5 protein-coding genes, 2 tRNA genes, 3 rRNA genes and 3 pseudogenes are annotated in these 24,072 nt (G+C 32.6%); 12 read left to right on the plus strand and 1 reads right to left on the minus strand.

The window, feature by feature from the left end:
• The first annotated feature begins 479 nt into the window (after window positions 1–479).
• The 9 genes and pseudogenes from AJN56_RS05295 to ccsA all read left to right on the plus strand — a co-directional run bounded on the left by AJN56_RS05295 (window position 480) and on the right by ccsA (window position 13,995).
• Window positions 480–1,992 (plus strand): 16S ribosomal RNA (locus tag AJN56_RS05295).
• A gap of 102 nt (window positions 1,993–2,094) precedes the next feature.
• A tRNA-Ala gene (locus tag AJN56_RS05300) sits at window positions 2,095–2,170 on the plus strand.
• Between the two features lie 8 nt (window positions 2,171–2,178).
• Window positions 2,179–2,255 (plus strand) — tRNA-Ile (locus AJN56_RS05305).
• Between the two features lie 473 nt (window positions 2,256–2,728).
• Window positions 2,729–5,772: ribosomal RNA gene (locus tag AJN56_RS05310) — 23S ribosomal RNA — on the plus strand.
• A 274-nt stretch (window positions 5,773–6,046) separates the two neighbouring features.
• A 5S ribosomal RNA gene (gene rrf, locus AJN56_RS05315) occupies window positions 6,047–6,163 on the plus strand.
• Together the 16S, 23S and 5S rRNA genes with 2 tRNA genes alongside form the textbook arrangement of a ribosomal RNA operon.
• A 425-nt stretch (window positions 6,164–6,588) precedes the next feature.
• Complete coding sequence (locus AJN56_RS05320) at window positions 6,589–8,559, plus strand: cytochrome c3 family protein (protein ID WP_002854177.1); 1,971 nt, start codon at window positions 6,589–6,591, stop codon at window positions 8,557–8,559.
• Window positions 8,560–8,599: 40 nt separating this feature from the next.
• A complete protein-coding gene (locus tag AJN56_RS05325; RefSeq protein WP_013463363.1) occupies window positions 8,600–10,669 on the plus strand; it encodes a rhodanese-like domain-containing protein in 2,070 nt (689 codons plus the stop codon).
• Between the two features lie 248 nt (window positions 10,670–10,917).
• Entirely contained in the window at window positions 10,918–11,298 is a 381-nt protein-coding gene (locus AJN56_RS05330) for a SoxW family protein (RefSeq protein WP_172669651.1), read from the plus strand.
• Window positions 11,291–13,995: pseudogene (ccsA, locus tag AJN56_RS05340) on the plus strand (cytochrome c biogenesis protein CcsA). Before AJN56_RS05330 ends, ccsA begins: the two are co-directional and overlap by 8 nt.
• 34 nt (window positions 13,996–14,029) lie before the next feature.
• Here ccsA and ggt read toward each other — a convergent pair.
• Window positions 14,030–15,699 (minus strand): annotated as a pseudogene (gene ggt, locus AJN56_RS05345) (gamma-glutamyltransferase).
• 229 nt (window positions 15,700–15,928) lie between these two features.
• On the opposite strand from ggt, the pseudogene AJN56_RS05350 reads away from it, so the two are divergent.
• From AJN56_RS05350 to AJN56_RS05360, 3 genes and pseudogenes are all read left to right on the plus strand, one after another.
• A pseudogene (locus tag AJN56_RS05350) lies at window positions 15,929–19,652 on the plus strand (class I SAM-dependent DNA methyltransferase).
• Complete coding sequence (locus AJN56_RS05355) at window positions 19,652–22,327, plus strand: pentapeptide repeat-containing protein (RefSeq protein WP_070246442.1); 2,676 nt, start codon at window positions 19,652–19,654, stop codon at window positions 22,325–22,327. The pseudogene AJN56_RS05350 and the gene AJN56_RS05355 overlap by 1 nt, the downstream one beginning before the upstream one ends.
• A gap of 21 nt (window positions 22,328–22,348) precedes the next feature.
• Window positions 22,349–24,046: a hypothetical protein gene (locus tag AJN56_RS05360; protein WP_052800831.1), complete on the plus strand. Its 1,698-nt coding sequence runs from the start codon at window positions 22,349–22,351 to the stop codon at window positions 24,044–24,046.
• Window positions 24,047–24,072: the final 26 nt, after the last annotated feature.

A 24,072-nucleotide genomic window follows, 5' to 3' on the forward strand; every position in this document is an offset into this window, starting at 1 on the left:
CCCCCATTTTTCAACCCACCAAATACTTATATAAATACTTACACAAATATTTATACTATTTAATCCTTTATTTAATCCCCTTTTAAGTTTAATTGGTTATACTTTCATTTCCTTTTTTGAAAAAAAGGACTTAAAATCTTTTAAATTATAAAGTTTCACTAGCTTAGTAGATTTTATAAATTAACTCTTTTGGTTTTTATTTTATAAACTAAAAGCTTTTTTATAAATCTTGTTTTTTAATTTAAAAACTTTTCTTTTAAAAATGATTTTTTGTTTTGTTCTTTTAAATTAGTATTGTTATTCAAATCTTATTAGTCAATCTTTGAAATCTAAATAAGTGATCGATTGAGCCAGATAAAGATTTAGGCATAAGCAATTATGTAAAATCTATTCAATCTAATAATTAAAAAGATTAAAAGCTTTTCTTTTAATCTTTCATAACTTTTTCTTTGAAGAAAAAGATTAAACTATCTATAATTTTTATGGAGAGTTTGATCCTGGCTCAGAGTGAACGCTGGCGGCGTGCCTAATACATGCAAGTCGAACGATGAAGCTTTTAGCTTGCTAGAAGTGGATTAGTGGCGCACGGGTGAGTAAGGTATAGTTAATCTGCCCTACACAAGAGGACAACAGTTGGAAACGACTGCTAATACTCTATACTCCTGCTTAACACAAGTTGAGTAGGGAAAGTTTTTCGGTGTAGGATGAGACTATATAGTATCAGCTAGTTGGTAAGGTAATGGCTTACCAAGGCTATGACGCTTAACTGGTCTGAGAGGATGATCAGTCACACTGGAACTGAGACACGGTCCAGACTCCTACGGGAGGCAGCAGTAGGGAATATTGCGCAATGGGGGAAACCCTGACGCAGCAACGCCGCGTGGAGGATGACACTTTTCGGAGCGTAAACTCCTTTTCTTAGGGAAGAATTCTGACGGTACCTAAGGAATAAGCACCGGCTAACTCCGTGCCAGCAGCCGCGGTAATACGGAGGGTGCAAGCGTTACTCGGAATCACTGGGCGTAAAGGGCGCGTAGGCGGATTATCAAGTCTCTTGTGAAATCTAATGGCTTAACCATTAAACTGCTTGGGAAACTGATAGTCTAGAGTGAGGGAGAGGTAGATGGAATTGGTGGTGTAGGGGTAAAATCCGTAGATATCACCAAGAATACCCATTGCGAAGGCGATCTGCTGGAACTCAACTGACGCTAAGGCGCGAAAGCGTGGGGAGCAAACAGGATTAGATACCCTGGTAGTCCACGCCCTAAACGATGTACACTAGTTGTTGGGATGCTAGTCATCTCAGTAATGCAGCTAACGCATTAAGTGTACCGCCTGGGGAGTACGGTCGCAAGATTAAAACTCAAAGGAATAGACGGGGACCCGCACAAGCGGTGGAGCATGTGGTTTAATTCGAAGATACGCGAAGAACCTTACCTGGGCTTGATATCCTAAGAACCTTATAGAGATATGAGGGTGCTAGCTTGCTAGAACTTAGAGACAGGTGCTGCACGGCTGTCGTCAGCTCGTGTCGTGAGATGTTGGGTTAAGTCCCGCAACGAGCGCAACCCACGTATTTAGTTGCTAACGGTTCGGCCGAGCACTCTAAATAGACTGCCTTCGTAAGGAGGAGGAAGGTGTGGACGACGTCAAGTCATCATGGCCCTTATGCCCAGGGCGACACACGTGCTACAATGGCATATACAATGAGACGCAATACCGCGAGGTGGAGCAAATCTATAAAATATGTCCCAGTTCGGATTGTTCTCTGCAACTCGAGAGCATGAAGCCGGAATCGCTAGTAATCGTAGATCAGCCATGCTACGGTGAATACGTTCCCGGGTCTTGTACTCACCGCCCGTCACACCATGGGAGTTGATTTCACTCGAAGCCGGAATACTAAACTAGTTACCGTCCACAGTGGAATCAGCGACTGGGGTGAAGTCGTAACAAGGTAACCGTAGGAGAACCTGCGGTTGGATCACCTCCTTTCTAGAGTACAAAGTAATAAGTCTCACAACTATTACTTCAATATATAAACTCAATTGATTCTTGTTTAGATTTCAAAGATTGATGATAAAGCTAATTGTTTATGGGGAATTAGCTCAGCTGGGAGAGCGCCTGCTTTGCACGCAGGAGGTCAGCGGTTCGATCCCGCTATTCTCCACCATTTATTAAGGGCCTATAGCTCAGCTGGTTAGAGTGCACCCCTGATAAGGGTGAGGTCACAAGTTCAAGTCTTGTTAGGCCCACCATAAAAAAGATTTGAATAAAGAAGCTTTAAAATCTAAAGCAAGTATATAAAGTAGATTAAATATATAAACTCTAAATACTTAGATTTATTTTTATCTTTAGCTATAAAAGAATATACTTTAGATAGATATAAATAACATATACATTATGTATTTATATTTATAATGATTATATTAATATATATACTTCCTTTAGGTTTTAAACCTAATGTTCTTTTTAATTATCATTGTTAAGAGTCACAAGCAAGTTTTAATAAAAACAATTTTACAGGACTTGTTAAAGGATAAAACCTATTTATCTTTTCTTTAGTTATTACTACTAAAGACAAGTTTCAAACTCACAGCTTAGTTGAGACTAAATCATTTAGTTTTATATTAAGTGTTTGAATGCTTTCCGTCTTAAGATAAAGAAGTCTTATCATAAAAACTTTAACAAGGAAGTGATGCGTTTTAGAATCAATAATAAAAGGTAAAAAAGGTAAGCTACTAAGAGCGAATGGTGGATGCCTTGACTGGTAAAGGCGATGAAGGACGTACTAGACTGCGATAAGCTACGGGGAGCTGTCAAGAAGCTTTGATCCGTAGATTTCCGAATGGGGCAACCCAATGTATAGAGATATACATTACCTATATAGGAGCGAACGAGGGGAATTGAAACATCTTAGTACCCTCAGGAAAAGAAATCAATAGAGATTGCGTCAGTAGCGGCGAGCGAAAGCGCAAGAGGGCAAACCCAGTGCTTGCACTGGGGGTTGTAGGACTGCAATGTGCAAGAGCTGAGTTTAGCAGAACATTCTGGAAAGTATAGCCATAGAGGGTGATAGTCCCGTATGCGAAAAACAAAGCTTAGCTAGCAGTATCCTGAGTAGGGCGGGACACGAGGAATCCTGTCTGAATCCGGGTCGACCACGATCCAACCCTAAATACTAATACCAGATCGATAGTGCACAAGTACCGTGAGGGAAAGGTGAAAAGAACTGAGGTGATCAGAGTGAAATAGAACCTGAAACCATTTGCTTACAATCATTCAGAGCACTATGTAGCAATACAGTGTGATGGACTGCCTTTTGCATAATGAGCCTGCGAGTTGTGGTGTCTGGCAAGGTTAAGCAAACGCGAAGCCGTAGCGAAAGCGAGTCTGAATAGGGCGCTTAGTCAGATGCTGCAGACCCGAAACGAAGTGATCTATCCATGAGCAAGTTGAAGCTAGTGTAAGAACTAGTGGAGGACTGAACCCATAGGCGTTGAAAAGCCCCGGGATGACTTGTGGATAGGGGTGAAAGGCCAATCAAACTTCGTGATAGCTGGTTCTCTCCGAAATATATTTAGGTATAGCGTTGTGTCGTAATATAAGGGGGTAGAGCACTGAATGGGCTAGGGCATACACCAATGTACCAAACCCTATCAAACTCCGAATACCTTATATGTAATCACAGCAGTCAGGCGGCGAGTGATAAAATCCGTCGTCAAGAGGGAAACAACCCAGACTACCAGCTAAGGTCCCTAAATCTTACTTAAGTGGAAAACGATGTGAAGTTACTTAAACAACCAGGAGGTTGGCTTAGAAGCAGCCATCCTTTAAAGAAAGCGTAATAGCTCACTGGTCTAGTGATTTTGCGCGGAAAATATAACGGGGCTAAAGTAAGTACCGAAGCTGTAGACTTGCGCACAACTTAGATTATTTAAGTTTAGAATATGAGAAACTAAGTTATATTTTTACTGATTTTTATAGAGTAAAGATAGAAATAAAACTTAGTAAAATCAGTAAAAATATTCTTAGGCTAAAGTTAAGTAGTTTAAGTTGTGTGCAAGTGGTAGGAGAGCGTTCTATTTGCGTCGAAGGTATACCGGTAAGGAGTGCTGGAGCGAATAGAAGTGAGCATGCAGGCATGAGTAGCGATAATTAATGTGAGAATCATTAACGCCGTAAACCCAAGGTTTCCTACGCGATGCTCGTCATCGTAGGGTTAGTCGGGTCCTAAGTCGAGTCCGAAAGGGGTAGACGATGGCAAATTGGTTAATATTCCAATACCAACATTAGTGTGCGATGGAAGGACGCTTAGGGCTAAGGGGGCTAGCGGATGGAAGTGCTAGTCTAAGGTCGTAGGAGGTTATACAGGCAAATCCGTATAACAATACTCCGAGAACTGAAAGGCTTTTTGAAGTCTTCGGATGGATAGAAGAACCCCTGATGCCGTCGAGCCAAGAAAAGTTTCTAAGTTTAGCTAATGTTGCCCGTACCGTAAACCGACACAGGTGGGTGGGATGAGTATTCTAAGGCGCGTGGAAGAACTCTCTTTAAGGAACTCTGCAAAATAGCACCGTATCTTCGGTATAAGGTGTGGTTAGCTTCGTACTAGGATTTACTCCGAAAGCGAAGAAACTTACAACAAAGAGTCCCTCCCGACTGTTTACCAAAAACACAGCACTCTGCTAACTCGTAAGAGGATGTATAGGGTGTGACGCCTGCCCGGTGCTCGAAGGTTAATTGATGGGGTTAGCATTAGCGAAGCTCTTGATCGAAGCCCGAGTAAACGGCGGCCGTAACTATAACGGTCCTAAGGTAGCGAAATTCCTTGTCGGTTAAATACCGACCTGCATGAATGGCGTAACGAGATGGGAGCTGTCTCAAAGAGGGATCCAGTGAAATTGTAGTGGAGGTGAAAATTCCTCCTACCCGCGGCAAGACGGAAAGACCCCGTGGACCTTTACTACAGCTTGACACTGCTATTTGGATAAGAATGTGCAGGATAGGTGGGAGGCTTTGAGTATATGACGCCAGTTGTATAGGAGCCATTGTTGAGATACCACTCTTTCTTATTTGGGTAGCTAACCAGCTTGAGTTATCCTCAAGTGGGACAATGTCTGGTGGGTAGTTTGACTGGGGCGGTCGCCTCCCAAATAATAACGGAGGCTTACAAAGGTTGGCTCAGAACGGTTGGAAATCGTTCATAGAGTATAAAGGTATAAGCCAGCTTAACTGCAAGACATACAAGTCAAGCAGAGACGAAAGTCGGTCTTAGTGATCCGGTGGTTCTGTGTGGAAGGGCCATCGCTCAAAGGATAAAAGGTACCCCGGGGATAACAGGCTGATCTCCCCCAAGAGCTCACATCGACGGGGAGGTTTGGCACCTCGATGTCGGCTCATCGCATCCTGGGGCTGGAGCAGGTCCCAAGGGTATGGCTGTTCGCCATTTAAAGCGGTACGCGAGCTGGGTTCAGAACGTCGTGAGACAGTTCGGTCCCTATCTGCCGTGGGCGTAAGAAGATTGAAGAGATTTGACCCTAGTACGAGAGGACCGGGTTGAACAAACCACTGGTGTAGCTGTTGTTCTGCCAAGAGCATCGCAGCGTAGCTAAGTTTGGAAAGGATAAACGCTGAAAGCATCTAAGCGTGAAGCCAACTCTAAGATGAATCTTCTCTAAGCTCTCTAGAAGACTACTAGTTTGATAGGCTGGGTGTGTAATGGATGAAAGTCCTTTAGCTGACCAGTACTAATAGAGCGTTTGGCTTATCTTTAATAAAGCATCACTTCCTTGTTAAGGTTTTTAAGAAAGCTTTGAATATAGATAATATTTAGAGTTTAATAGAAATCTTTCAAGTAGAGTTTGTATTAGAACTTGCTCTTAACATTGTTTTTTAAGTATTCTATATAAAAACTTATCAAAGATAAAAGATAAGAAAAAAATAAAGAAAAACAAAAGAAGAAAGAGAATAAAGAAAAAAGTAAAGAAATAAAAAGATTAAGCTTTATTCTTAAATTCAATCTTTCAAAGAATATTTAAATAACAATGTCCGTGATTATACAGATGTGGAAACGCCTTGCTCCATCCCGAACCAAGAAGCTAAGCACATCGTGGGTGATGATACTACGCCTTACTGGCAGGGGGAAAGTAGCTCATTGCGGACTTGTTAAATGTCTTCATTACTTACTTTATATATATAAATCCTATGTTTATTTTTATTGTTGTTTTAGATGGTGCTTAGAATCGTGTTTAAAAAAAGAGTTTGTTACTGGTTAGGGTTTTTAGAGAGAATAGGGTGTTTTTAGGGGTTTGGAAAGTTTAATATATTTGTATGGATTGTATAAATTTAGTTCTTTTAAAAAAGTTGTTTGCGTGATCGGCTACTTGGTTTATTGATAAAATTTTAAATAAAAAATAGAAATTAATATATAAATTCACGATGAAATTGTTAATTTTATTAATTATTAAGTTTAATTAACATAAAATTTATATATAAAAGTTAATATAATTTAAATAATATAATTTATATCTTAAACTATTTATTTCATAATTATATTATCTTAAAAATTTTATTTATAAGGTGTATCTTATGAAAAAGCTTATTTCTAAGGGAAAGGTTTTAACCCTATTACTTGGGGTGGGATTTGCTTTAAATGTGAGTAGTGCAGAAAATTCAAATGTTCTTATTCAAGGAGAAGCTGCACAAGATGGCGATACTAAACCAAGAACGCTTGAGGGTTATGTGCACCAAGAAGATGCGTTTTTTAAATATCTTAAAGAACATCATCCTATGTTTAAATATGAAAAAGAAGGTCGTATAGTAGGTAAATATGCTATTAGTGATAGGGAAGAAGAATATGTAGAATTTTCTAATGGTCCTACTTTTGCACAGCAAAACAATCTAGCTCATACTTCAGTGACTTATCGTTTAGGAATGGAATCTTTTTTAGATTTTCCAAATAAATTTGTAGGTCCAAAAAAATGTGGTGAATGTCATCCTGCTCAATATAAAGCTTGGGAAAGATCACGTCATGCAAAAACCGTTCGTTTTCCTGATGAGTTTGAAGAAGTAGGAAATGATTTAAAAAAACCTATGTATAACTCACAATCTACTATTTTACCAGATGGAATTTATCCTGATGATGTCTATGCTGTAATTGGAACACCTAGAACAAAATATGGTTTTATTGATAGATGGTTGGTTCGTGGAACTTATCATGTTGAAGATGGAAATCTTAGTAATATGACAGGAAAAATTGTAGCTGGCGGCAATCAATTCTCAAGGCTTTGGAGTGAGTTTTTAACACCTGAAATGACCAAAAAAATAGCAGAATTTTCTCCAGGTTTCCCTACTACTATGGAACAATTTGGAGGTAATGGCTCTCAAGTTTGGGGAACAAATTCTTATGCAGCACAATATCGTAAAAATATGCTTTTTCAGCCTGCAAGTTCTTATTGTGAAACCTGTCATAGTTTTAAATTTGATTTTAAAAGCAAAGAAGAATTTTATAAAGCTTTAGGAAATACTCAAGAGCTTAGAAAACATACAATTTCAAAAGGTATTTCTTGTGAAGAATGTCATGGTGCAGGTGCTCATCTTTATGGTGCTAGAGGTGCAGGTATGCCATCAAACTGCGAAAGATGTCATCAAAGATTTTCTTATAATGAAGAAGATGCTAAGAAAAATCCTAGAAAACCATTTAATGCCTTCTTCAAATCTAGCTGTCCAGCTTGTGGAACTGAAGGTGCGCAAATGTATAGTTCAGCTCACTATGATAAGGGTATGAGATGTTCTACTTGCCACGATCCTCATGAGGTTACTTTCAATGATTGGAAAGATGGATATACTAAAGTAGGGCTTAAAAAAACTTGTACAGATTGTCATGACACACAAGCTAGCTTCTTTAAACAAGGAGGAATTCATTCAAAAGATAATTGTACAGCTTGTCACATGCCAAATATGATGAGTTGTGAAAACTTTGGAGCAGTTCAAAATCCCGATAAAGGTGGATTTGATAATGTTAGAGCTTCTCACATTTGGAAAATAAAAGTTGATAAAACTGCTAAAACTCTTAATCCGCCAGAAGGTAAAGAAAGATCTCCAAAAACTCCAGGATGGACCATCGCTAGAGATGATGATGGAAGATTTTTCCTTGATTTAATGTGGGCTTGTGGACGTACAAGTTTTAGTGATCCAAATTTAATGGGGCCAGGTGCAAGTGGATGTCACAGTGCGGTTCAATCAAATTTACCTAAAAAACTTCATTTTACAGATCAAGAGACTATCTACGACATTGTTGTAGGTTGGCAAAAACCTGTAAAAGATGGATATGAAAATATTCTTAAAGGCGTGAAAGAAATTGATAAAGCTATGGCTGAAAATCCTAAACTTTCTGTAGAGAAAAAATCTCGTGTTATTACTTTGGCAAATCAAGCAAGGGCTATTGCAGAAAAATTGCAAAAAGATGGTTCTTGGGGTGTGCATGGTCCTGTTTACTCCAAAAAAATAGTAGATGAGGCTTTGGTTTATATACAAGAAGCTAAAAATATTTTAAAATAAAATTTTCGCCCATTTTTTGGGCGAGTTTAAGGAGTAAATTTTGAAACAAAGTTTAATAAAATTTATATTGCTTGCTGTTTTTTGTTTTTCAACCCCTTTTTTACTTGCCGACGGAAAAATTCAAATAGGTATAGTTGAAGGTGTAACTCCTATCAGCATGAAAGATGCTGAAAAACTTTTAGGGCAAAAAAATGTATATTTTGTGGATGTTAATTCCAAGGAAGAAAGAGAAGTTGCAGGTAATATACCTAATGCTGTTTTAGTTGATGCGCAAAATTGGCAAAATTTATTACCTGATGATTTTAATGCAACTTTAATTTTTTATGGGTCGAATCGTTTTACTTTTGATGCTTCTAATATTGCAAATTTAAGCCAAAAATTAGGCTATACCCATGTTTATGTTATGTTAGATGGTATAGAATCTTGGGTGCTTTCTGGAAGAAAAGTTCAAAAAGAACAAATAGAAAAATGGCAAAACGCTAAAAATTTAGATGATTTTAAAGATAGCATTCATTCAAGAATGTATTTTGGAGATGTTCCAAGTTGTAGGGATTGCCACGGAAAAGGCGAAGATAAAAAATCTATTCGCTACAATAATGCTGCAAATTTAGATCTTATCAATAAAAACTGTGCAAGTTGTCATAAAGATGTAGATAAAGAATTTAAACACAGCATTCATCAAAATATCAGCCAAATACAACTTGATAAAGATGGAAAAAAGAAAAAAATTCCAACTTGTACCACTTGTCATGATATCCACAACAACGATCCGTTAATGAATGCAATGACCTTAAAACAAAGAAGTGATTTTAAATGCGGTGAATGTCATCAAGATAAACAAGATCGCTATCATGATACTTTTCATGGTAAGGCTATGGTATTAAATAGTCCCGGTAGTGCTCCAAAAATCGCAGCCTGTTATGATTGTCACGGCAAACACAATATTTTAAAAGTTGAAGATTTAAACTCAACCCTATCGTCTTTAAATCGTGTTCAAACTTGTGCACAATGTCATCCAAATTCTAATGAAAATTTTGCCAATTTTATTGCACATGCTGATCATAGTGATGGAGAAAACTATCCTTTACTTCACGGTGCTTATATCTTTATGACCGCTTTAGTGATAGGAGTTTTTGTATTCTTTGGTTTGCATACTTTACTTTGGAGTATAAGACTGATTTTAGCAAGATTTTCACATCCTGCAGAATGGAAAAAAGCAAAAGAAAATGCACACAATGACAAGGTTTTAATCAAACGTTTTTCAACCTTCCATAAAATTCAGCATTTCTTTATGGCGGCAAGTTTCTTAGGACTTGCTTTCTCGGGTTTGCCGCAAAAATTTTATACCGCTCCTTGGGCACAAACCATGATAGATCTTATAGGCGGACCAATCGGTGCAACCATAGTGCATCATATTAGTGCTATTGTTATGTTTATAGTCTTTTTCTCTCATATTGGAGAAATCATACTTGTAAACTGGAAAAGAAGAGATTTAGTGCGTGATCCACAAACAGGAAAACTTGATAAAATGAAAATTTTAAAAGCCCTTTTTGGACCTGATTCTTTAATGCCAAATTGGCAAGACTTTAAAGATATGAAAGCACATTTTAAATGGTTCTTTGGCATGGGCGAAAGACCACAATTTGACCGCTGGACTTATTGGGAAAAATTTGATTATCTAGCAGTATTTTGGGGTATGTTTGTTATAGGACTTTCAGGATTGGTTTTATGGTTCCCTACTTTCTTTAGTACCTTTTTACCAGGTTGGATGATCAATCTTTGTTCTTTAGTGCATTCTGATGAAGCTTTACTTGCAACAGGATTTATCTTTGCAATCCACTTCTTCAATACTCATTTTAGAGCAGATCGCTTCCCTATGGATATGGTAATTTTCTCAGGAACCCAAAGTGAAGCCGAGATTAAACAAGAAAGAAATGCGTATTATCAACGCCTAAAAGAAAGTGGAAAGCTTGAAAGTTTATATGAGAAAAACTCTAAATTTAATTCTTATAAAGGCATTGCTAAATTAGCAGGTTATTTGATGCTGATTACAGGAATGATCTTTTTATTCTTGATGATTTATGCTTTTATAGTGGATTTATTAAAATAATAATTGCCTAGATTTTCTAGGCAATTTCAAATGAAAGGATTTGATGTTAAAAAAAACTGATTTTAGGATTTATAATATTATTATTTTGTGCTTGTAATGATGAAAAAATAGATGAAAATATTCTTTCCAAAGGAACAAAAACTACAGAACAATACAAACAAGATACAAACAATCTTGATCTCAACTCTTACAAAGAAATCGCAGAATTTTTTAAAGACAATCAAAATATTGTTTTTTCTGACAAACCTGTGCTAATTATTTTTAGTGCAAATAATTGTGTTTATTGCGATAAATTAAAACACGAAATTCAAAACAACAAAGAAGTTCAAAATATCTTAAAAAACACATATAATTCTTATTATATCAATACAAGTTATCATAAAATTCATAATTACGACAATAAAAAAACAAGCACAGAAGAACTTTCAAGAGAATTTAATATAGACGCTACGCCTACCTTAGTATTTTTCACTCCTAAACATAAAACTTTACTAATTTATCCTGGTTTTATGAGTGCTAAACGCCTTGCTTTGACTATGGAAATTTTAAAAGATGAAAAAAATCAAAAGCTTAATGAAGATGAGCTTTTTAAAACACTTTTTCTAGCATACAAGGAGAAAAATGTTTAAGAAAATCTTTTTTTCCTTTTGGATGAGTCTTATTTTACTTTTTATCTATGCTCTTTCTTGTGCAGTAGCGACTTTTGTCGAAAATGATTTTGGCACAAATGCTGCTAAAGCCTTAGTTTATAATGCTTTATGGTTTGATATCTTACACCTTTTGCTTTTAATCAATCTTATAGGTATTATTTTTATACACAAACTTTTACAAAGAAAAAAATATGCTTCCTTGCTCTTGCATAGTGCTTTTATAGTAATTTTACTTGGCGCTGCAATCACGCGTTATTTTGGCATAGAAGGAGGTATGCACATTAGAGAAGGACAAAGTTCTGATATCATTGTGACAAGAGATGAATTTATAGCCTTAATGCTTTATAATGATGAAGGTAAGGTTATAGAATATCAATCCTTTGGAGTAGCTTTTAATCCTTTACTCCATAATAGTTTTGAAAAAAAGTTTCCATGCAGCAAAATAAAACTATAAATTTAAAACTACTTGATTATGAAAAAGCTCCTAATGCAATGAGCAATCCTATCATCAAAATGCAAATTTCTTTTAATAATGAAAGCAAAGAAATTTTACTCACTCCAAATTACAACAATGAAAATGTTTTACCTTTTAGATTAGGAGGTGAAATTTTTGCACTCAACTGGGGTCCTGAAGAGATTAAACTGCCTTTTTCTTTGGCTTTAAAAGATTTTATCCTTGATCGCTACGCAGGTTCTATGAGTCCTTCTTCTTATGCTTCAGATATCGAAGTGATCGATCAAGATAAAAGTTTTGAGTATAAAATTTTTATGAATAATGTTTTAGATTATGGCGGATATAGATTTTTTCAAAGTTCTTATGATCAAGACGAACAAGGCACCATACTTTCAGTCAATAAAGATCCTGGAAAAATTCCAACCTATATAGGCTATACTTTGCTGACTTTAGGTTTTTTATGGATTTTATTTGCTAAAAACTCAAGATTTCAAAAATTATCAAACTATCTTAAAAATCAAAAAAATCTTTTATTAATTCTTTTTTGTCTTTTTGCTTTTAACATAAAAAGTTTTGCCGATGAAAACACCTTAAAGCTTATACAAAATATCAAAGAAAATTCTGCAAAACATTCTATGCTTTTTGGAAGCTTACTTGTGCAAGACTTTGATGGCAGGATAAAACCTATCGATACTTTAGCGATGAATTACATCCATAAAATTACCAAAAAAAATGATTTTTTAGGTTTAAACTATAATCAAATTTTTCTTGGTATGATGATGTATCCACAACATTTTAGACAAATAAAAATGATTAGCGTAAAAACTGCAAAGCTAAAAGAAATTTTAGGCGTGGATAAAAATGAAAAATATCTTGCTTACGATGATGTTTTTGATGGAGATTTTTACAAACTTTCAAACTATATAGAAGAAGCAAATCGCAAAAAACCTGCTCTAAGAGATCAGTTTGATAAAGATATTTTAGCTCTTGATGAAAAAATCAACACCGCTTTTTATATCTATAGCGGAGAAATTTTTAGAATATTTCCTGATCCAAGCCAAAAAACCTATACTTGGTATTCTCCTGCTACACCTATGCCTTTTGATTTAAAGGATATAGAAAATATACAAAGCTTATTGGCAAAATATTTTTTTGATTTTGAACAAGCTCTTAGTACCAAAGATTTTTCTAAAGCCGATGAAAGTTTAGAAAGACTTAAAAATTTCCAAAATTTTTATGGATCAAATCTTATCCCTACACCTACTCAAATTTCTTTAGAGCTTTTTTTAAATCATTATAATATTTTTGACAATCTCACCCCTATTTATCTTTTACTAGGTAGTATGCTTTTTATCTTATTAGTCTATGAAATTTTAAGCCTTAAAAAAGCTCCAAAAATGCTTAAAAATGCCATTTTTATTCTCATTGCTTTAAGTGTTTTGGCTCATGCTTTAGCTTTAATCTTTCGTTGGTATGTAGGAGATCACGCTCCTTGGAGTAATGCTTATGAAAGTATGGTTTATATAGCTTTTGCTTGTGCTTTTGCGGGACTTGTTTTTTATAAAAGATCTTCTTTAGCACTTTGTACTGCAAGTATTATGGCTGGAATTTCTCTTTTTGTAGCACATCTTGGTTTTATGGATCCACAAATTACAAATCTTGTGCCCGTTTTAAAATCCTATTGGCTTAATATCCATGTTTCTATCATCACTGCAAGCTATGGATTTTTAGGACTTTGCTTTTTGCTTGGAGTATTTAGCTTGATTTTATTTATGTTAAGAAATCCAAAAAAAGCTCAAATAGATCAAAGTATTTTAAACTTACATTGTATCAACGAAATGGCGATGATAATAGGACTTGCTTTACTCACTATAGGAAATTTCTTAGGTGGAGTTTGGGCAAACGAAAGCTGGGGAAGATACTGGGGTTGGGATTCTAAAGAAACTTGGGCTTTAATTTCTATTATTGTTTATACTATGATTTTACATCTTAGATTTATCTCAAAATTTAACAATCCTTACGCCTTTGCAAGTGCGAGTGTTATAGGATTTTATTCTATTTTGATGACTTATTTTGGGGTAAATTTCTATCTTTCAGGATTGCATTCTTATGCAGCAGGAGATCCTGTGCCTGTGCCTAAATTTTTATATTTTTTCATTGCTTTTACAGTGATTTTAATTTTAGGAGCATTTTTTAAAAGAAGACTTAAAAATCCTGTATAAATTTACCCTTGAAATTTCAAGGGTAAATAAGAAGTTAGAATTCTTTTCTTGTATCCATAGAGCCTACGATTTTTCCAGTTTTTGGATCGACCATGATAGCATTTACATCACCCATATAAGGTTCTTTTGTGATTTTATAGCCCATTTTTTCAAGATTGTTTTGTACATCTTTGATGATTCCAAAAGGCTCTGTTCTGATTTCATCAGGTAGCCATTGCATATGAAATCTTGGAGATTCTACCGCTGTTGATATATCCATTTTATGATCGATCACATTTGAAATCACTTGTAAAACTGTCGTGATGATTCTAGAACCACCTGGGCTACCTACTACCATAAATACTTTTCCAACTTTTAGTATGATAGTTGGACTCATAGAGCTTAAAGGTCTTTTTTAGGTTCTATAGCATTAGCTTCTCCGCCTACAAGTCCGTATAAATTTGGCACGCCTGGTTTGATTGAAAAATCATCCATTTCATCATTGAGTAAAAACCCTGCCCCTTCAACCGCAGCGCCCGAACCATAACTCGCATTGATAGTATAGGTAATGCTTACAGCATTGCCTTTGCTATCTAGCACAGAATAATGAGTGGTATTATGTCCTTCGTGAATTTGTCCTAAACCAGGTTTTACTTTTGAGCTTGGTAAAGCCTTATCTTTTGGAATTTTTGCATAAATTTCTTTGGCGTATTCTTTGCTTGTAAGTTTATCAAGTGGGATTTTTACAAAATCAGGATCGCCCATGTATTCTGATCTATCCGCATAAGCTTGACGCATAGCTTCAGCCATTATGTGTAAAGTTTTAGAGCTTGCAAAGCCTAAATTTTCTATATTGGCATTTTCCATGATATTTAAAATTTCGATGATATGAGCACCCCCACTGCTAGGTGGCGACATGGAAATGATATCATAACCCCTATAAGTGCCTTCTACAGGTTTTCTCCAAATAGCTTGGTATTGTGCTAGATCTTCTTTAGTGATAATGCCTTTGTTTTTAGCCATATCCGCTGCTATTAAATCAGCGATTTTTCCCTTATAAAAAGCATCAGGACCTTCCTTTGCGATAAGTTTTAAAGTTTTTGCTAGATCTTTTTGGACAAACAAATCCCCGCTTTTATAAGTGCTGCCATCTTTTTTAAGGAAATATTTGCTTGAACTAGGAAATTCTTTAAACATATCTTTAGCTTCTAGCATGGTTTGTTCTTGTCTATCGTTGATGAGATAACCTTTTTCAGCTAGTTTTATAGCAGGAGCCATCAAGTCTTTTAGTTTCATAGTGCCGTAGCGATCAAGCATAGCACTCATACCTTTAACCGTTCCTGGTACTCCAGCAGCTAGATAACCTATAGTTGAAGCATCTTTTATAACTTCTCCTTTGCTATCAAGATACATATTTCTGCTTGCTTTTAAAGGTGCCATTTCTCTAAAATCAAGCGTGGTATTTTCTCCATTGGCTAGATGAATGACTGCAAAGCCACCACCACCTATGTTTCCTGCTGCAGGATGCACTACAGCCAAAGCATAACCTACTGCTACAGCTGCATCTATGGCATTTCCGCCTTTATCAAGAACTTCTTTGCCTATTTTATTGGCTAGTTCATGACTTGATAAAACAAGTCCTGTGCCTGTTCTATCTTGTATAGGTGGATTAGCTGCACCAAAACTTAGCGTGATTGAAATCGCAAATATAGCTAAATAACGCATTTTACTCCTTTTTAATGATATATAGAATTATTGTAACAAAACTAGGGGTATTGATAAATTTAAAAAATGATATATTTTTATAAAAATATTTAAAATTTTAAAATTTTGTATCAAATATTCTCATTTTATATAATTATTTTTTTATAAAATTACAAAAAGTAACTTTTAAATTTTATACCAAACTTGAGATTTTTTTGCTAAAATATTTAAAATTTATTGAAAGTGCAATATGAAATTTGAAGCTATAAATGAAAAAGAATTTTTAAATCCCTACCACCGCAAAAAGCCTATCTTAGAAACAGAACTAAACGAATTTATCAAAACTTTAAAAGACTATAAAATAAATTTAGAGAATAATCTCAAAAACAACGAAGATTCCCTTGTAGCAAATGCTCTTAGCAAATTTTTTGAAAATTTATCTTTCCAATGCGAAGTCAAAAGCATACACAAAGGCAACAGCGGTATAGACTTGGCCTTAAAAAAAGATGGCCTTACCCAAGTCATCATTGAAGCAAAATTGCCTCATTCTAGAGAATTTTTTAGCCCAAGCAAACCTAATTGCAAGGCTTTGCATGAGTGCATTTTATACTATCTTCGCGAAAGAAAAGCGTTAAATTCATCGCTTAAGCACATCATCACGGATTTTTATAGCTTTTTTATCTTTAAGGCGGATTTGTTTGAAGAGCTTTTTAACAAAAACAAGTATTTTAAAGAAGCTTTTGAAAATTTTGAAAGCAAAAACTCGCTTTTTAAAGGCAATACCGACGAAATTTATAAAGAATTTGAAAAGATTTTAAATGGCGATAGCACTTTAAAAGGGCTTTTTGTGGATTTAAAACCTATCTTAGAACAAGATAAGTTAAGCTTTAGTAAGCTTAAGCCTTTGTTTAAAATTTTTAGCAAAGATTGTTTGCTAGGTGAGTTTAACCCCAACGATGCAAATTCACTCAACAACGCTTTTTACAAAGAACTTTTATACATCTTAGGGCTTTGCGAAAGTAAACAAAACTCAAAACTCATCATCGCAAAAAGCGAAGAAAGCAAAGAAGAGCAAGGAACTTTCTACACCGCTATAAACTCTAAGCTTAAAGAAGAAAATTTTGAAACCATCTTAAAACTTTTGATCTTATGGCTTAATCGCATTTTGTTTTTAAAGCTTATAGAGTCAAATTTGGTGCGTTTTAATGATGATAAAAATTTGAAATTTTTAAATTTCAAAAAAATCCCTGATTTTGACAAGCTTAGCGAACTTTTCTTTGAAGTCTTAGCCAAAGAAAAAAGCACGAGAAAGAAAAGCGAATTTGCTTATCTGCCTTATCTAAATTCTTCTTTGTTTGAAAAACAAAGCATAGAAAACACACTTGAAATTTCAAGCTTAAGCAATGACTTAAAGCTTTTTTACTATAAAAATACCGTGCTAAAAGATGATAAATGCAAGGCTAAAAAAGGACAAGTGGGGCTTTTGGAATACTTGTTTGAATTTTTGGATAGCTTTGATTTTGGTAGTGATGAGCAAAGCGAAATTTTAAGCCAAAAAGAACTCATAAGCTCAAGCGTTTTGGGAAATGTGTTTGAAAAACTCAATGGCTACAAAGAAGGGAGCTTTTACACGCCAAGCTTTATCACTTCTTATATGTGTAAAGAAAGCATCACAAAAGTTGTGCTTGATAAATTCAACGCTCAATTTGATCTTGATGCTAAAAATATAAACGAACTAAGAAAGTCTTTAAGAAAAGAAGACAAAAAAGCACAAAAAGAGCTTTTAAATTCCATAAAAATTTGCGATCCTGCGGTGGGAAGCGGGCATTTTTTGGTTTCTGCTTTAAATGTTATGCTGAGTATCTATGATGAGCTAAATCTTTTTGATGAAGAGTTTTACCTAGAAGTGCAAAACGATGAAATTCTCATCACGGGTAGAAAAGGCGAGTTTATAGAGTATAAACGCCCAAAAACACCTAAAGATAAAGCCCATCTTATCCAGCAAGAGCTTTTTTACACTAAAAAAGACATCATAGAAAACAACCTTTTTGGAGTCGATATCAACCCTAACTCATGCGAGATCACCAAGCTAAGGCTTTGGATAGAGCTTTTAAAACATAGCTTTTATCAAAGCTTTGATGATGAGAATTATCACGATCTTAGAACTCTGCCAAACATCGATATAAACATAAAATGCGGAAATTCTTTGGTATCTTACTTTGAAACAGGCAAAAGCCTAAACCACTATCCTAACATCAAAGAACGTATGGGCAAATACAAACGCATAGTAAAAGACTATAAAGAAGGCTTTTACACAGATAAAAGCCACATCAACCAAGAGATAAAAAATCTCAAAATTTCTTTTAAAAATTTCTGCTTTGCGGATAAATTTAAAAAAGAAATGAAAGGCTTTAACGATAAATGTGAAAAATACTCTAAAAAATACGGAAATTTCTTAGCCGTAGATGATGAAAATTTGAAATTCTTTGTTAGTGCGAATTTGACTCTTTTTGACTTTGATGAAAAAGAAGCCACAAAAGAATTTGCAAATCTTAAAAAAGAATACGACAATATCTTTAATCTAGAAAGCAATCATCCTTTTGAATGGCGTTTTGAATTCCCTGAAATTTTGGACGATGATGGAAATTTCAAAGGCTTTGATCTCATCATCGGCAATCCACCTTATATAAGACAAGAAGAGCTTAAAGAACTCAAGCCCCATTTAGCTAAAAATTATAAGGTTTATAAAGGCACGAGCGATATTTATACTTATTTTTATGAACTAGGATTTAATGTTTTAAAAGATAGGGGGGGGGGTATTGAGCTATATCACTTCTAATAAATACACGCGTGCAGGATATGGGGAAGCTTTGCGTGAATTTTTGCTTAAAAATGTTAAGTTTTTAGAATACACTGATTTAAACGGCATAAAAGTTTTTGATAGTGCTACAGTGGATACTTCCATACTTTGTTTTGAAAAATCAAAAAGCAAAGATAATAAATTCAAATACCTTGCCCTAAGCAATGAAATTTTAAAAACTTGTGCTTATAACATCGGCTTATATAAGGACTTTGCAGAATTTTCGCAAAATTCTTTAAGCAAAGAAAGCTTCACTTTTAGCGATGAGAATACTAGTGCCTTAAAGGCTAAGATAGAACGCATAGGAACTCCGCTTAAAGAATGGTATGGGCTTAATATATATCGTGGAATTTTAACAGGCTATAATGAAGCCTTTATCATCACCACTGAAAAAAGAAATGAAATTTTAGCAAATTGCAAAGATGAAGCCGAAAAAGAACGCACCGCTAAACTCATACGCAAAATGCTACGCGGACGTGATATAAAAAGATATAGTTATGAATGGGCAGGACTTCGGGTGATAGGAACTTTTCCAAGTTTAAAAATCGATATAGAACAATATCCTGCTTTAAAGCAATATTTATCTCAATTTTTACCACGCATAGAACAAAGCGGAGAAAAAGGTTGCAGAAAGAAAACTAGCAATAAATGGTTTGAAACTCAAGACAATATCGCTTATTATGAAGAATTTGAAAAAGAAAAGATAGTGTATCCTGAAACAACTCAAGGAGCATATTTTGTCTATGATAATAAAGGAATTTTTTTAGAAAAAACAGCTTTTTTTATAGTCTGTGAAAATTTAAAATATTTACTAGGATTATTATCATCAAATTTAATTACATATTATTATAAGAATTTTTCTCAAGGTTGCAAATTAGGGACAAAAGGTTATCAATATAACAAACACGCTCTAGAAAATTTACCTATACCAAAAATAAATTCTAAAAATCAAAACATAGTCGATGAGCTTATAAATTTAGTCGATGAAATTTTAAAAGCCAAAGAACAAGACAAAAACGCAAACACCCAAGAACTAGAAAACAAAATCAATTCTTTGGTTTATAAACTTTACAATCTCACCGAAGAAGAAATAAAAATCATAGAAGGGAAATAATGGAAAGAAATATACATAATATCGAACTAGAAATACCAAATAGCGGTATTTTTATAATGGGTTTAGAAAATGAAAATTTAATTATTTCTTTAGATTTAGCTAAGTTTGAATGTAAGAAAAAATTAAATGCTGGAGAATTAGCTAAACCATTGCACCCATATATCATTTATGAAGTTTTAGAAAAAAATAATAAAAACAATTTTAATGATGTAAAAATTATAGATAAAATAGAAGATGAAAATAATATTATCTATTATTTTAATTTCAGATTGATATTAAAAGAAAATGAAGACAATAAAAACAAAGAAGCGCTAAAGACGCTCTCATTTATGCAAAATTTTATTCCTGCTTATTTTTTTTCTTATCAAATTATAGGAGATTCCAAAGCTATTCCTAAAAATGTTCTTGAGCATTTAAAAAATAGATATGGTTATGAAGGGAAAAATTATAAAAGTATTTTTAAGAAAGAAGTTTATATAAATTGTAATTGCTTTGAAAGATTAAATTTTTCTCATTGCGAATTTGAATCCAAAGTATCTTTGCGTTTTTTAAAAGATAATAAATATAAAGAATTTCACAATGGAGTTGATTTTTCAAATTGTATCTTTAAAAATGAAGTTGATTTCAGTTATTTTGCATCAGGCACACCATTGCCTGATAATAAATACTATAATAATGCGCAAAATACATTATTTAAAGATTGTATTTTTGAGAATAAGGTTGATTTCCATAATTCTAAAATTACCAATAATATTTATTTTAACAATGCTCACTTTAAAGATTATGTTGATTTTCACGAGTGTGAATTTGAAAAAACAGCTAGTTTTTATGGGGTGAGATTTGAAAAAGTTCCAAATTTCAGTGCTTGTTATTTTAAGGAACCAAAAGCTGTAAATTTAACAAATGTAAATATAGACAAATTAGATTTTAAATCATTAGAACAATATATAGAAGATAATTATAAAGATGAAAGTTACAAAAACGAAACCAAAGGAATACAAGATGAAAAAGAGATTTTTAAAATTCAAAACGAACACCAATTAAGATATGCCAAAAATTTAAAAGACTCTTTCAGGGTTATAAAAGATGTTTTAATTACTCAAAACAATAAATTAGAAGTTCAAGAATGGCATAAATTAGAACTTTATGCGAAAGAGAAAGAATTGGAAATTCAATTAAGTAAAAATAAAAATGACAATTTAAAAAAAGAATCTAAAAATCAAGTATATAATCCTAAGGATTATGAAAAATTTAATTATTCAAAAATTATACCTCTTATAATATTTTTATTAAAAATAATTGGACATTTATCTGTAAATATATTAATATTTGTTGAGTTAGTTTTGGTCGCTCCATTTTTTACAATAATGTTTTATTGTGTTTATGTTGTATTTTTTATATATAAAATTTTGACATTTATTCTAAAACCATTTTATCCTTTAGATATAAATAAATTTATAATCTTTTGGAGGATAAAATTTAATAAAATTAAAAGAAAATTAATAGTTTCCGGAAGAAAGATGCTAGATTTTACTTTGTGGTCTGATTGTGTTTTGTTACAAGTTTATAGGAATACTAGCAATCACCATACAAATTTCTTAAAAATTTTAAATTTTACAATTTTAATGATTTCATTGTATGCTTTTATGGGTTTTGTATTTTCAAAAACCATAAATTTTATATTATCCCTTAATTCAGTATCGATAATTATAGCAAGCTATATTATTTTGCTTGTATTTGCTTTAATGCTTGTTAATGTTAAAAAACAATTGTATCAATATGCCGTTATTTTGATTTTTATGCTTTGTGGTGCTTTTACAATATCTATGATATTGTTTTTATCATCAGAGTATATTTCAATTTTTTGCTTTTTGATTTATTTTTTAGGCGTATTGATTTTTTATCTTTTTTTTATTTGTAAAATTAAATTATTTATTTTTCTTGTGAGATTTTTTGCTTATATGATTTTTATTGCAACGATTATAACAAAACCACAATTTATAAATCCTTTTACAGGTGTATTTTCATCAGATAAGCTTTATGAAAGTCAATTTGAAAAAAGTTTAAATGATTTAAATGCGAGTGCTATTGTAAATCTAGCAAGCATATTGCAAAATGATTTTAATCTCCATTTAAAAGATCAAAATATTTCTTTTACAGAGTTAAATTCAGCTAAAGCTTTGATAATAGCAAATAAAGAAAAATTAAAAGAAATTTTATCTAAAGTGTATAATGATAAATATGTAAGTGATTATAAAAAGGTTTTAAATGAGCTAGAAAATAACACATCAAATGTAAAAAATATCATAGAAGAGATAGACAATAAAAACAACAATAGCGTTGTATCTGCTCAACTTAATAAATTTTTAAAATTAAATTTTAGTCAAGAAATAGATATTTTATATGCGATAAAAAGTAATTTTTCTATATCTGAAAAACTATCACCTGAGCAAATGGCTCTTTTTGATCAAAAAGACAGTCAAGATAAATTAAAAAGTGTCTTGGCTCTTTTGAAATTTAAATCAAGTTTTGAAGGGATTTTAAAGATTATAAATCAAGACGAGATTACAGAAAACACCATAAAATCCACTGGTGTTTTATATGGCATTATCCTTTTGCTTTGTATTTTCTCGCTCCAAAAAACTGCACGAAAAAATTCCATAGTGCCAAGTTGAAAGGTTAAGTAAAGGGTTAAAATGAAAGAATTTGATGAAAAATTAGCACAATATGGAATTTTTACTATAAATGCTGTGGAAAATATAGATTTAATTAAAAAAGAAATTGTTTTAGAAAATATCAGTATAGAAAGAATAGATTTTAATATTTTACAAGAAAAAGGCATTAAAAGATTAATTATAAAAAATAGTGAAATTTTAGAAATTTATTTTTCTAAGACAAATAATTTTTTTATATATTTTTTAAATTGCGATTTCAAATGTAAATTAATTGCTAAAAAATGTATTTTTCAAGATCAAGTCAAATTTATAAAATGTATTTTTGAAAAATGTGTCGATTTTAATGCTTCAAAATTTAAATCAAAAGTCAGTTTTACAATTTCAATTTTTAAAGAAAATGCTAGATTTATAAAAACTGAATTTTTAGCAAAATGTAATAATCATAAAATTATTGAAAATAATTTTAAAGAAGTAAAATTTTGTAATAATGTTACTTTTAGAAGAGCAAAATTTGAATCAAAAGTTAGCTTTGCAATTTCAATTTTTAAAGAAAATGCTAGATTTATAAAAACTGAATTTTTAGCAAAATGTAATAATCATAAAATTATTGAAAATAATTTTAGTGAAACTATTTTTTATAATAAAACTAATTTTTATAAAGCAAAAATTGTTTCAAAAATAGATTTTAAGATTTCTCGTTTTAAAGGTGAGATTAGATTTACTGAAACTAAGTTTTTATCAAAATTAGATAATGAAATTGCAAATAATTTTAGAGAAGTTGTATTTGAAGATAAGGTTTATTTTAATAAAACAAAAATTAATACTCAAATAAATTTTAAAATGGCAAAATTTAAAAATAATGTTGAATTCGTAAATTTACACAACAATGTTAGTTTTAATAATGTTAATTTTAAAGGCATTGTAAATTTTGAAAATTTAAATATTAATACTTTAAATTTTAAAAATGTTATATTTAACAATATAGTTAGTTTTGATAATATTAGATTTGATAATAATTGTAAGCCAAATTTTGAAAACTGTACTTTTTCTGATCAATTTAATATAGAACATAAATATATAGAATATAAATTTGATGAGATTGAAAAAACACAAGAATATGATAAATTATTAAATTATAGAGATTTATTTAGAAAATTAAAAAGCAATCGTATAGCTCATCATAATCTAATTGACGCTTCAGAATTAAGAGCTCAAGAGCTTTATGCTAGAGAATTAGAATTAAAACATAAAGAAAACAAAAGTTTAAAAGAAAAAATAGAACGATGGCAACTTGTCTTTTATCGCAAGCTTTGTGATCATCATACAGATTTGCTTTTAAATTTAAAATGGTTGGTTGTAGTGATAGGCTTGTTCGCTTTACTGTATTTTGTTTCACGAATGATTCAGGATATTAGCTTGTTAAAAGCTTTAAATCAATACGGAGTATGTTTAAGTATAGTTGGTGTTTTTAATTTGCTTTGTTTGTATTGGTTTGGATGTATAAAAAAATTTGATTTTTTTGTGTATCTTAATTTGATTGTAGTTTTATGGGTGATATGTTATATGCCGAAAATAATCTTTGGAATAGTAAATATTATAGGTGATAAGAGTTATAATGGCTTTGAAAATGCTTTGATTACGATTTATACCATACTTTTAGCTTTAGTCCTTTTCTCACTCCAAAAAACCGCACGAAAAAATTCCATAGTGCCAAGCTAAGCCTTAAAGCTTAGCTTGAAATTTTA

The organism is Campylobacter sp. BCW_4319, from assembly GCF_001764435.1.
GTDB lineage: Bacteria > Campylobacterota > Campylobacteria > Campylobacterales > Campylobacteraceae > Campylobacter_D > Campylobacter_D jejuni.